The sequence below is a fragment of the Leifsonia sp. EB34 genome (assembly GCF_041260585.1).
Lineage (GTDB): Bacteria > Actinomycetota > Actinomycetes > Actinomycetales > Microbacteriaceae > Leifsonia.
Window position 1 is genome coordinate 1,022,388 of the sequence record NZ_JBGCCV010000002.1, and the last position, 11,390, is coordinate 1,033,777.

Annotated in this window: 12 protein-coding genes; 11 read left to right on the plus strand and 1 reads right to left on the minus strand. The window is 73.9% G+C overall.

Going from position 1 to position 11,390, the window contains the following annotated elements:
* The 4 genes from ABIA36_RS14370 (at position 1) to rpe (ending at position 5,106) form a co-directional block, all read left to right on the plus strand.
* The gene (locus ABIA36_RS14370) at positions 1-2,019 is read left to right on the plus strand and encodes a primosomal protein N' (RefSeq protein ID WP_369963174.1); all 2,019 of its coding nucleotides are present in this window, start codon (positions 1-3) and stop codon (positions 2,017-2,019) included.
* Positions 2,020-2,089: 70 nt separating this feature from the next.
* Positions 2,090-2,998 carry a methionyl-tRNA formyltransferase gene (gene fmt / locus ABIA36_RS14375; RefSeq protein ID WP_369963175.1) on the plus strand — a complete coding sequence of 303 codons (909 nt, stop codon included), beginning with the start codon at positions 2,090-2,092 and terminating at the stop codon, positions 2,996-2,998.
* Entirely contained in the window at positions 2,995-4,437 is a 1,443-nt protein-coding gene (locus tag ABIA36_RS14380; RefSeq protein WP_369963176.1) for an RsmB/NOP family class I SAM-dependent RNA methyltransferase, read from the plus strand. The genes fmt and ABIA36_RS14380 overlap by 4 nt, the downstream gene beginning before the upstream one ends.
* 9 nt (positions 4,438-4,446) lie before the next feature.
* Positions 4,447-5,106, plus strand: a complete 660-nt coding sequence (gene rpe / locus ABIA36_RS14385) for a ribulose-phosphate 3-epimerase (protein ID WP_369963177.1) — start codon at positions 4,447-4,449, stop codon at positions 5,104-5,106.
* Positions 5,107-5,151: 45 nt separating this feature from the next.
* Here the strand turns inward: rpe and ABIA36_RS14390 are convergent, their stop codons facing one another.
* Positions 5,152-6,378, minus strand: coding sequence for an MFS transporter (locus tag ABIA36_RS14390; protein WP_369963178.1), 1,227 nt, complete (start codon positions 6,376-6,378; stop codon positions 5,152-5,154).
* 127 nt (positions 6,379-6,505) lie between these two features.
* On the opposite strand from ABIA36_RS14390, the gene ABIA36_RS14395 reads away from it, so the two are divergent.
* From ABIA36_RS14395 to ABIA36_RS14425, 7 genes are all read left to right on the plus strand, one after another.
* The gene (locus tag ABIA36_RS14395; RefSeq protein ID WP_369963179.1) at positions 6,506-6,769 is read left to right on the plus strand and encodes a phosphoribosyl-ATP diphosphatase; all 264 of its coding nucleotides are present in this window, start codon (positions 6,506-6,508) and stop codon (positions 6,767-6,769) included.
* A 46-nt stretch (positions 6,770-6,815) separates the two neighbouring features.
* Positions 6,816-7,655, plus strand: coding sequence for an ATP phosphoribosyltransferase (gene hisG, locus ABIA36_RS14400; RefSeq protein ID WP_369963180.1), 840 nt, complete (start codon positions 6,816-6,818; stop codon positions 7,653-7,655).
* A complete protein-coding gene (gene hisF, locus ABIA36_RS14405; protein ID WP_369963181.1) occupies positions 7,655-8,419 on the plus strand; it encodes an imidazole glycerol phosphate synthase subunit HisF in 765 nt (254 codons plus the stop codon). The genes hisG and hisF overlap by 1 nt, the downstream gene beginning before the upstream one ends.
* Complete coding sequence (hisI, locus tag ABIA36_RS14410) at positions 8,416-8,808, plus strand: phosphoribosyl-AMP cyclohydrolase (protein WP_369963182.1); 393 nt, start codon at positions 8,416-8,418, stop codon at positions 8,806-8,808. The genes hisF and hisI overlap by 4 nt, the downstream gene beginning before the upstream one ends.
* Positions 8,805-10,346: an anthranilate synthase component I gene (locus ABIA36_RS14415; protein WP_369963183.1), complete on the plus strand. Its 1,542-nt coding sequence runs from the start codon at positions 8,805-8,807 to the stop codon at positions 10,344-10,346. The genes hisI and ABIA36_RS14415 overlap by 4 nt, the downstream gene beginning before the upstream one ends.
* A complete protein-coding gene (locus ABIA36_RS14420) occupies positions 10,336-11,067 on the plus strand; it encodes a Trp biosynthesis-associated membrane protein (protein ID WP_369963184.1) in 732 nt (243 codons plus the stop codon). The genes ABIA36_RS14415 and ABIA36_RS14420 overlap by 11 nt, the downstream gene beginning before the upstream one ends.
* A gap of 89 nt (positions 11,068-11,156) precedes the next feature.
* Positions 11,157-11,387 carry a DUF6704 family protein gene (locus tag ABIA36_RS14425; protein WP_369963185.1) on the plus strand — a complete coding sequence of 77 codons (231 nt, stop codon included), beginning with the start codon at positions 11,157-11,159 and terminating at the stop codon, positions 11,385-11,387.
* Positions 11,388-11,390 lie beyond the last annotated feature (3 nt).

Here is an 11,390-nt window from a genome sequence, read left to right on the forward strand (position 1 = left end):
GTGCCGGCGGCCGCGACGGTCGCCCGTGTGGTCCTCGACTCGCCGCTCCCGCAGCTCGACCACCTGTTCGACTACAGCGTCCCGGAGGAGCTCGCCGAGCAGGCGATCCCCGGCGTGCGCGTGCGGGTGCCGCTGCGCTCGGCCGGCCGGGTGGCCGACGGCTACCTGGTCGAGCTCGCCGAGCCGGACGAGGCCTTCTCGGGCACGCTGAGCCCGCTGGAGGCCGTGGTGTCGCCGCTGCCGGTGCTCACCGACCCGGTGTGGCGGCTGGCCCGGAAGCTCGCGGATCGCAGTGCAGGGACGGCGAGCGACATCCTCCGGCTCGCCGTGCCGCCGCGCATGGTGCGGGTGGAGAAGGCCTGGCTGGCGGCGCGGGAGGGCGGCGCCGCCACTGAGACAGACGCCGCCGCCGCGCCCGTCGAGGCGCAGCCCGCGGCGTTCCCGGCGCGCGGCTACGCCGCCGGCGTGCTGGAGGCCGCGGTCGCCGCGGGCGAGCGCATCGCGCTGCGCCCGATCCCGCGGCTGAGCCGGCTCCCGGACGGCACCTGGGTCGGGGAGTGGGCGGTCACGCTGGCCGCGCTCGCGACCGCCACCTGGCGCACGGGCAGCACCGCCATCGTCGCGGTGCCCGACCACCGCGACCTGGAGCAGCTCGGCGCGGCGCTGGCGGCGATCGCCCCGGCGTCCGCCGTGGTCCGCGCGGACGCCTCCCAGTCGAACCCGGAGCGGTACAAGGGCTTCCTCGCCGCGCTCTCCGGCCCGCGCATCGTCATCGGCAACCGCTCGGTGGTCTACGCCCCCGCGGCCCGGCTGGGCCTCGTCGCCGTGTGGGAGGACAGCGACCCGCTCTTCGCCGAGCCGCTCAGCCCGTACGTGCACACCCGCGACGCCGCCCTCGTCCGGCAGGAGCTGGAGGGCGGCGCACTCATCCTGAGCGGACTGGTCCGCAGCGTCGAGGCGCAGCGGCTGGTCGAGCTCGGCTGGCTGCGCGACCTCGGCCCGGAGCGCGCGCACACGGCCAAGGTGCTGCTCACCGCGAACCAGAGCGCCGACGAGCCGGCCGCCCGCGCCGCGCGCATCCCGTCGTCCGCGTGGCGGGCCGCCCGCGAGGCGCTGAGCGGCGAGAGCGGGAGGCCGCGCGGCCCGGTGCTCGTCCAGGTCGGCCGCCCCGGCTACGTGCCGGTGCTGTCCTGCGCCCACTGCGGTCAGGCGGCGCACTGCACCCGCTGCCAGGGTCCGCTCGGGCAGCGCCGCGCGGGCGCGACGCCGTCCTGCGGTGTGTGCGGGGCGCTGGCGACCGACTGGCACTGCACGCGCTGCGAGCACACGAAACTGCGGATGGTGACGCCGGGCTCCGGACGGACGGCCGAGGAGCTCGGCCGCGCCTTCCCCGGCACCCGGGTGATCCTCGCGGACGGCGACCATCCGGTGCAGCGCGTCGGCGCCGCTCCGGCACTCGTGGTGGCGACGCGCGGCGCCGAGCCGATCGCGGAGGGCGGCTATCAGGCGATCCTGCTGCTCGACGGCGAGCGGATGCTGGCGAACGAGACGCTGCATGTGGCGGAGGACTGTCTGCGGTGGTGGACGAGCGCCGCGGTGCTGGCCGCGGCGGGCGCCCCGACCGTGCTCGTCGGCGTCTCCGGCGACCTGGCGCGCGACTTCGCGACCGGCCGACTGGTCGACTTCGCCCGCCAGGAGCTGGCCGACCGGCGTCAGCTCCGGTTCCCGCCCGCCGTGCGGCTGGCCTCCGTGACCGGGGCCGCCGAAGCGGTCGGGGGCCTGCTGAACGCGGTCGACCCCGGTCTGTTGATCGACGTGCTGGGGCCCGCCGAAGTGGACGAGAAGACGGTGCGCGCCATCCTGCGCTTCGAGTACGCGAAGGGAGTCGAGGTGGCCGCGGCGGTGCGGGCGACGGTCGTGCGCAACGCGACCCAGCGCCGCCGGCCTCCGGGAGGCCGCCCCGGCTACCGCCCCGCGCCGACCCTCCGCGTCCGCTTCGACGACCCCGAGATCCTCTGACCACCACCGCCTGGGCACGTGGCGGCCGCGGGTAGACTCGGGGGCTGGACCAGACCGAAAGAACCTTGACATGCGCCTCGTCTTCGCCGGCACGCCCGCCGTCGCCGTCCCCTCCCTGAACGCCCTCGCCGAGCGGTTCGACATCGCCGCCGTCATCACCCGCGAGGACGCGCCGCTCGGCCGCAAGCGCGTGCTGACGCCCTCACCCGTCGCCGACGCCGCGGCCGCGCTCGACCTCCCGGTCATCAAGGCCAACCGGCTGGACGAGGACGTCACCCGCCAGGTCGCCGCCCTCGACGCCGACCTCGGGGTGATCGTCGCCTACGGCGGCCTGGTCAGGGAGCCGCTGCTCTCGACGCCGCGGCTGGGCTGGGTCAACCTGCACTTCTCGCTGCTTCCGCGCTGGCGGGGCGCCGCCCCCGTGCAGCGCGCCGTGATGGCGGGCGACACGGAGACCGGGGCCGCCGTCTTCCAGCTCGTGCCGGGCCTCGACGCCGGCGACGTGTTCGCCGAGCTGCGCGTCCCGATCCCGGCCGACGCGACGGCGGGGGAGCTGCTCGACTCGCTCTCGTACGACGGCGCCCTGCTTCTCGTGGACACCGTCGCCGCTCTCGAGGACGGCACCGCAGAGGCGGTGCCGCAGTCGGGGGAGCCGGTCCTGGCGCCGAAGCTCACGATCGACGACGCCCGCCTCGACCTCACCCAGCCGGTGGAGGAGGTCTACGCGCGGCTGCGCGGCGTGACCCCGGAACCGGGCGCCTGGGTGCTGCTCGACGGCGAGCGGTTCAAGATCCACGCTGCGCGGCCGGCCCCCGGGCTGTCCCTCCCGATCGGCGAGGTCGCCGCGACCGAGGGCCGCATCGAGGTGGGCACCGGGACGACCCCGCTCGAACTCCTCACGGTGCAGCCCGCGGGCAAGCGCGCGATGGACGCCGCCGACTGGTGGCGCGGCGCCGGCGGGGAGGCGGTGCTGGCATGAACGACCACAAGCACAACGACCGCGGGCGTTACGACCGCGGACGCAGCAGCGCCGAGCGCACGCGCGTCCAGCCGGCGCGCAAGGTCGCCCTCGACGTCATCTCCGCCGTGCGGGAGTCGGATGCCTACGCCAACCTCCTGCTGCCCGGCCGGATCGCCCGCGCCGGCCTGTCGCCGGCCGACGCGGCGCTCGCCACCGAGCTGACCTACGGCACGCTGCGGATGCAGGGCTACTACGACCGGGTGATCGCCCGCGCAGCCGGGCGCCCGGTCGACAAGATCGACCCGCCGCTGCTCGACGTGCTGCGGCTCGGCGCGCACCAGCTCCTGTCGACGCGGGTGGCGTCGCACGCGGCGGTCAACGAGTCGGTCGCGCTCGCCCGGCAGGTCGGCAGCCGCTCCGGCACCGGGTTCGTCAACGGCGTGCTCCGCGAGATCGGCCGCTCGACGCCCGAGGAGTGGCGTGCGCGCGTGCTGGCGGACGCCAAGAACGAGGACGAACGTCTTGCCGCGCTCACCTCGCACCCCGCCTGGATCGTGCGCGCGTTCCGCCGGTCGCTGGAGTCAGAGGGCCGCGGCGCGGAGCTGGAGGCTCTGCTGGAGGCCGACAACGTCGCCCCGCGGGTGAATCTCGTCGCGCTCCCCGGCCTCGCCGACCCGCCGGAGGGCGCGCGCCCCGACCGGTTCTCGCCCGTCGGCTTCACCGCGGGCGGCGGCGACCCGCAGGGCCTCGTCACCGAGGCGGAGGGCCGCATCCGGGTGCAGGACGAGGGCTCCCAGCTCGCCGCGCTCGCGCTCACGCGCGCCCGCCCGGTCGAACCGGGGGAGCGCTGGCTCGACCTGTGCGCGGGCCCCGGCGGCAAGGCCGCGCTGCTCGCGGCCGAGGCGCTCGCGGGCGGCGCGACCCTGGTCGCGAACGAAGTCGTCCCCGCCCGTGCCGAGCTGGTGCGCCGCGCCCTGGCCGCCGTGCCGCTCGACGTCCCGGTCTGGGAGCGCGACGGCGTCGCGATCGGCGCGGAGGATCCGGAGGCGTTCGACCGCATCCTGCTCGACGCGCCGTGCACGGGCCTCGGCGCGCTGCGGCGCCGGCCCGAGGCGCGCTGGCGCAAGACGCCGCGCGACGTGGCCGAGCTGACCGCCTTGCAGACGCGCCTCCTGGACTCCGCGGTGGCGGCGCTGAAGCCCGGCGGCCTGCTGGCCTACGTCACCTGCTCGCCGCACGTCGCGGAGACACGCGCGATCGTGGCCGACGCCCTCGACCGGCACCCGGGCTCCCTGCGGTCGGTGGGCACGGCGGACATCGTCCAGTCCGTCGCCGTGGAGCGGCTCGACCTCGCCGGCGATCCCGAGCTCGTGCAGCTCTGGCCGCACCGCCACCTGACCGACGCCATGTTCATCGCGGTGCTCGAGAAGGCGCCCTCCGTCGCCACCGCCCCATAGGCTGGAGGTATGGCGACGCGCATCAACCCGAGCATCCTGGCGGCCGACTTCGTGAACCTGGAGCGCGACATCCGCACCATCGCCACGGCCGACCTGGTGCACGTGGACGTGATGGACAACCATTTCGTGCCGAACCTCACGTTCGGCCCGCAGATGGTGGGCCGCATCCAGGACGTGAGCCCCATCCCGCTCGACGTGCACCTGATGATCGACGACCCCGACCGCTGGGCTCCGGGCTACGCCGAGCTCGGCGCGTTCTCGGTGACCTTCCACGCGGAGGCCGCCGCCGACCCGGTGGCCCTGGCCCGCCGCCTGCGCGCGCTCGGCGCCCGCGCCGGGATCGCGCTCAAGCCCGGCACGTCCGCCGAGGGTTACCTCGACCTGCTCCCGGAGTTCGACCAGGTGCTGGTGATGACCGTCGAGCCCGGTTTCGGCGGCCAGTCCTTCATGGCGGAGACGATGCCCAAGCTGCGGTCGCTGCGGGAGGCGGTGGAGGCCCGCGGCCTCGACGTCTGGCTGCAGGTGGACGGCGGGATCACCGAGGAGACGATCGTGACCGCCGCCGAGAACGGCGCCGACACCTTCGTGGCCGGCTCGAGCGTCTTCCGCGGCGAGCCGGCCGAGCGCATCGCCACCCTGCGGGCCGCGGCGGCGGCGCACACCCACTGAGTCTCCTCGCGCGGGCGGCGCCGCCGACCCGTCAGCCCTGCGTCGTCAGCCCTGGGCGGTCGCGGCCTCGGTCGCCACGGCAGGGGCGCGCGCCGGGATGATCGACAGCGCGGCGACGGCGAGCAGCGCCGTGGCGGCGAACACGTAGAACCCGCCGGGGTAGGCCAGGTCGAGCGAGACGAGCGTCCCGGTCACCGCCGGGCCGAGGATCGCGCCGAGCCGGCCGATGCCCGCCGCGAAGCCGAGCGCGGTGCCGCGGATCTCCTGCGGGTAGAGCTGGGTGATGAACGCGTAGACGAGCACCTGCGCCGAGAACACGAAGACGCCGGTGACGAAGACCGCCGCATAAAGCATCGTCACCTCCTCCATCCGGACGCTGAGGATCGCCAGCAGCACGGCGGCCAGGGCGAACCACGCCATGGCCGCCCGCTTGGTGCCGGCCCGGTCGGCCACGACTCCGGCCAGGACCAGCCCGGTGACGGCGCCCGCGTTCAGGGTGAGCAGCAGCCCGAGCGAGTCGGTGGAGCCGTAGCCGGCGTCGCGCATGAGCTGCGGCAGCCAGGTGTTGAGCCCGTAGACCAGCAGCAGTCCCATGAAGGACGTCACCCAGACGCCGATGCTGATGAGGACGTAGCGCCGTTCGACCAGCCGGCGCACCGTCGGCCGCGGGGCAGCCGTGCGCTCCCGCCGGGCCTCGGGCAGGGCGAGCCGGATCAGCGGGACGGTGATGAGCCCGGCGATGCCGCCGATCGCGAACAGGACCCGCCAGTCGGGGATGACGGCGATGGCGAGCAACGCGGTGAGGACGGCGCCGGCGTGGTAGCCGGTCATCGTGAGCGTCGTCGCCTTGCCGGCGCGCTCGCTCGGCATCAGGTCGGTGACGTACGCGATGACGACCGGCAGGCAGGCGCCCAGCGCCAGCCCCGCGAGCACGCGGAGCAGCCCGAACACGAACACGTTCGGCGCGACCACGATGGCGAGCGTCAGCAGCGAGAACACCGTCACGCAGAGCAGGAGGCACAGCCTCCTGCCGTACCGGTCGGCCAGCGGACCGACGGTGAGGGCGCCGATGCCGACGCCGACGAGTCCGGCCGTGGCGACGGCTGTGGCCGCCGCCGGGTCGAAGCCGAGTTCTTTCGTGTCCAGCAGGGTGGGGATGACGGTGCCGAGCACCACCAGATCGAAGCCGTCGAGCGCGACGATCACCCAGCACAGCAGCGGGGGCCAGAGCGCGGCGCGGCCGGTGGACAGCGGGGATGCGGTCGATACCAAGTGGGATCTCCTCGTCGAGATGGTATGTCAGATGAGACCTGGCGACATTAGCACATCAGCCGTCCCCGGCGCCGCCTCGGGCGGTCGCGCGGACCGACCCGGCCCCCGCGACCGGTACGCTGTAACGGTGAAAACCTTCGACGACCTCTTCGCCGAGCTCAGCGAGAAGGCCGTGACCCGCCCGGAGGGCTCCGGGACGGTTCGCGAGCTGGACGCGGGCGTGCACGCCATCGGAAAGAAGATCGTGGAGGAGGCCGCCGAGGTCTGGATGGCCGCCGAGTACGAGTCCGACGAGGCCATGGCCGAGGAGATCTCCCAGCTCCTCTACCACCTCCAGGTGCTGCTGCTCGCGAAAGGCCTGACCCCGGCCGACGTGTACCGACATCTGTGACGAACCTTCCCCGTCTCCGTCCGTCACGTCACGAAAGCCGAAACACATGCTGAAGATCGCCGTCCCCAACAAGGGCTCCCTCTCCGAGACCGCGGCGCAGATGCTCCACGAGGCCGGCTACAACGGCCGCCGCGACCCCAAGGAGCTCATCGTCGCCGACCCGCGCAACGGCGTGGAGTTCTTCTACCTGCGCCCGCGCGACATCGCCACCTACGTCGGCTCCGGCGCCCTCGATGTGGGCATCACCGGCCGCGACCTCCTGATCGACTCGGAGTCGCCCGCCGCCGAGATCGCGGCGCTCGACTTCGCCGCCTCCACCTTCCGCTTCGCCGGCCCGGCCGGCACCTACACCGACCTCGCCGACCTGGAGGGCAAGCGCGTCGCGACGAGCTACCCGGGCCTGGTCGGCGGCTTCCTGGCCGAGAACGGCGTGGACGCCGCGCTCATCAAGCTCGACGGCGCCGTGGAGTCCGCCGTGCGGCTCGGTGTCGCTGACGCCGTGGCCGATGTGGTCGAGACCGGTTCGACGCTCCGCAAGCAGGGCCTGGAGATCTTCGGCCCGGTCATCCTGGAGTCCGAGGCCGTGCTGGTGTCCTCGCCCGCACCCGCCGCGGGGGTCGACACGCTGCTCCGCCGGCTGCAGGGCGTCATGGTCGCCCGGCAGTACGTGCTGGTCGATTACAACCTCCCGGTCGCGCTGCTGGAGCAGGCCGTCGCGCTGACTCCCGGCGTGGAGTCGCCCACCGTGTCGCCGCTCGGCGAGCCCGACTGGGTGGCCGTGCGCGTGATGATCAAGCGCGACAGCACCAACCACGTCATGGACGACCTCTACGAGCTGGGCGCCAGGGCCATCCTGGTCACCTCGATCCACGCGGCGCGGATCTGATGAGCGTCGCGGTCCGGGTCATCCCCTGTCTCGACGTGGCCGCCGGACGCGTCGTCAAGGGCGTCAATTTCCAGAACCTGCGCGACCAGGGCGACCCCGTCGAACTGGCGCGCCGGTACTTCGAGCAGGGCGCCGACGAGCTGACCTTCCTCGACGTCACGGCCACGGTCGACGACCGGGCGACCACCTACGACGTGGTGCGCGCGACGGCCGAGCAGGTCTTCATCCCGCTCACCGTCGGCGGCGGTGTGCGGAGCCCGGAGGACGTCGCGAAGCTGCTGGGCAGCGGCGCCGACAAGGTCGGGGTCAACTCGGCCGCCATCGCGCGCCCGGAGCTGGTGGCGGAGATCGCCCGGCGCTTCGGCGCGCAGGTGCTGGTGCTCTCACTCGACGTCAAGCGCTCGGCGGCGACGCCGTCCGGCTTCGTGGTGACGACGCACGGCGGCCGCACCGAGACCGGGATCGACGCCCTGGAGTGGGCGAAGCGCGCCATCGAGCTCGGCGCAGGCGAACTCCTGGTCAACTCGATCGACGCCGACGGCACCAAGGAGGGCTTCGACCTGGAGCTCATCCGCGAGATGCGGGCGATCAGCCGGGTGCCGGTCATCGCCTCCGGCGGCGCGGGCGCGGTGGGCGACTTCGTCCCCGCGGTCGAGGCCGGGGCGGACGCCGTACTCGCCGCGAGCGTGTTCCATTCGGGCGAGATGACCATCAACGATGTGAAGGACGAACTGCTGCGAGCAGGCGTGGAGGTGCGCTCATGACCGGAACGGACGACGTGATCGACCGGGTCCGCTTCACCGAGGCCGGGCTGGTGCCCGCCGTCATCCAGCAGTGGGACTCCCGCGAGGTGCTCATGATGGGCTGGATGGACGCCGAGGCGCTGCGCCGCACGCTCACCGAGGGTCGCGTGACGTTCTGGTCGCGCTCCCGCCAGGAGTACTGGCGCAAGGGCGACACCTCCGGCCACGTGCAGTACGTGAAGGGCGCCGCGCTCGACTGCGACGGCGACACCCTGCTCGTGACCGTCGACCAGGTGGGGGCCGCCTGCCACACCGGCACGCGCACGTGCTTCGACGGCGACGTGCTCGCCCCCGCTGTGGGCGCGGCGGAGGCCGACGACCCGGCCGGGGAGACGGGGTCCGACCGGTGATCGCGACCGCGAACGGAACCACGGGCCGCGAGGAGTTCGCGGCGCTGGCCGTGGAGCACCGCGTCGTGCCGGTGGTGCGCGAGCTCTTCGCCGACGGGGAGACCCCGGTCGGCATCTACCGCAAGCTCGCCGCCGGCCGGCCGGGAACCTTCCTGCTGGAGTCGGCGGAGCAGGGCGGCATCTGGTCGCGCTTCTCCTTCGTCGGAGCCGCGTCCTTCGGGATGCTCACCCAGGACGGCGACGAGGTGCGCTGGCTCGACTACGGCCTCTCCGCGGAGCGCGCGCTGGGCACCGCCGTGCCGAGCGGTCCGCTCGACGCCCTCGCGGCGCTGCACGAGCGCTGGCGGACGCCGCGGATTCCCGGCCTGCCCCCGCTGACCGGCGGCCTGGTCGGCTTCATCGGCTGGGAGGCCGTGCGCCAGCTCGAACGCCTGCCGGACCGCCCGCCGGCCGAAGTGGACGTGCCCGGCCAGGCGATGGCGTTCGTCGCCGACCTCGTGGTCATCGACCACCGCTCCGGCACCGTCAAGCTCATCGCCAACGCGCTGGCCGACGGCGAGCAGGACGCGGACGCGCTCTGGAGCGACGCGCAGCAGCGGCTCGACCGCATGCAGCGGCAGCTCGCGCAGCCCTCCGAGGCGTGGCTGGCCGAGGTCGACCTGAGCACCCCCGCGCACCCGGTGTCCCGCACCCGCGAGGAGGACTTCCTGGCGTCGGTCGTGACGGCCAAGGAGCGCATCGTCGCCGGCGACATCTTCCAGGTCGTCATCTCGCAGCGCTTCGAGCTGGAGTGCACGGCCTCCGCCCTCGATGTGTACCGCGTGCTGCGCGCGCTCAACCCGAGCCCGTACATGTACCTGCTGTCGCTGGAGCGCCCGGACGGCGAGCCCTACCAGATCGTCGGCTCCTCGCCGGAGGCGCTGGTCAAGGTGCAGGAGGGGCGCGCGTTCACGCACCCCATCGCCGGCTCCCGGCCGCGCGGCGCGACACCGGAGGAGGATCTCGAACTGGAGGCCTCCCTCCTCGCCGACGACAAGGAGCGCGCCGAGCACCTGATGCTCGTCGACCTGGCCCGCAACGACCTCCTGAAGGTGTGCGCGGCCGGCAGCGTCGCGGTGACGGAGTTCATGCGCGTGGAGCGGTTCAGCCACATCATGCACATCGTCTCCTCGGTGGAGGGCGACCTGCTGCCGACCTCCGGTGCGATCGACGTCTTCCGCGCGACCTTCCCGGCCGGCACGCTCTCCGGGGCTCCGAAGCCGATGGCCCTCCGGATCATCGACGAACTGGAGCCGGCGCAGCGCGGCGTGTACGGGGGCGTGATCGGCTACTTCGACTTCGCCGGCGACGCCGACCTCGCCATCGCGATCCGCACGGCGACCCTTCTCGGCGGCGTCGCGCACGTCCAGGCCGGCGGCGGCCTGGTGGCCGACTCGGTGCCGCGCCTGGAGTTCGAGGAGTCGCAGAACAAGGCGGCAGCGCCGTTGCGGGCGGTCGCCGTCGCCAACGGCATGAGACGGGTGCACGGTGCGGACTGAGAACCGCCGCGTCAAGTACCTGACCCTCCTCGCCCTCCTGGTGGGGAGCGGCCTGGGGCTGCTGTCCGCGACCCAGACCTGGTTCACCATCCAGGTGCGGGACGTCGCCGACCACGCCGGCACGGTGACCGTCGCCGGCTCGGCGGCCGCGCCCGCCCTGACGGCGCTCTCGCTCGCGGGGCTCGCGCTGACCGCCGCGCTCGCGATCGCGGGGCCGGCCTTCCGGGTCGTGCTGGCGGCGCTCGGGATCCTGCTCGGCGTCTCCATCGTGTACTCGGCGCTCGCGGTTCTCGGCGACCCGCTGCAGGCGGCAAGCGCGGCGATCACCTCGGCGACGGGCGTCGCGGGGGAGGCCTCGCTGCGCAAGCTCGTGCAGAGCACGGCGACGGAGTTCTGGCCGTGGTTCGCGGTCGTCGGCGGTGTGCTGGTCGCCCTCGCCGGCGTCCTGTCGATCGTCTTCCTGCGGGCGTGGCCCGGGCCGTCGCGCAAGTACCAGACCCGGTTCGCGGGCGAGGACGGTCGGTCAGCAGAGGAGACCCTCGCGGAGCTGGACGGGCACGCGGAGGCCACGGAGCCGGCGGCCGACGCCGCGGAGGGCGACGAGCGCGAGGCGCGCGCGGCCGCCGAATCCGACGCGGCAGACGAGCCGGCGTCCCTGGACCGGGACGCCGCGATCGACAGCTGGGACGAGCTGAGCCGCGGGGACGACCCCACGCGGTGAGCCACTAGACTGGTTCCGATCCACCAATCCGTGCGCGCGTGGTCCGGCCCCAGTGCCGCCGCGACGCGCACCCGACGTGCAGGAGTCCCATGAGCACCGAGTCAGTCGAGCCAGGCCACGGTCATTCGCCGGCGGCGTGGACGGCCGTGATCATCATGCTTATCGCCTTCACCATCGGCGCCATCGCCTTCTTCTACGACGCGCCGATCGTGGTGTGGGCCGCGGCCGGCCTCGCGATCGTCGGGCTGATCGTGGGCTGGATCATGAAGCGCGCGGGCTACGGAGTGGGCGGCTCCAAGTACACCCCGAAGGGCCACTGACCC

Bases quoted from the DNA above. Each gene is read 5' to 3' on its own strand.
- hisG (WP_369963180.1), top strand. From the start codon at position 6,816: ATGCTGAAGATCGCCGTCCCCAACAAGGGCTCCCTCTCCGAGACCGCG.
- ABIA36_RS14380 (WP_369963176.1), top strand. From the start codon at position 2,995: ATGAACGACCACAAGCACAACGACCGCGGGCGTTACGACCGCGGACGC.
- fmt (WP_369963175.1), top strand. From the start codon at position 2,090: ATGCGCCTCGTCTTCGCCGGCACGCCCGCCGTCGCCGTCCCCTCCCTG.
- rpe (WP_369963177.1), top strand. From the start codon at position 4,447: ATGGCGACGCGCATCAACCCGAGCATCCTGGCGGCCGACTTCGTGAAC.
- hisI (WP_369963182.1), top strand. From the start codon at position 8,416: ATGACCGGAACGGACGACGTGATCGACCGGGTCCGCTTCACCGAGGCC.
- ABIA36_RS14425 (WP_369963185.1), top strand. From the start codon at position 11,157: ATGAGCACCGAGTCAGTCGAGCCAGGCCACGGTCATTCGCCGGCGGCG.
- hisF (WP_369963181.1), top strand. From the start codon at position 7,655: ATGAGCGTCGCGGTCCGGGTCATCCCCTGTCTCGACGTGGCCGCCGGA.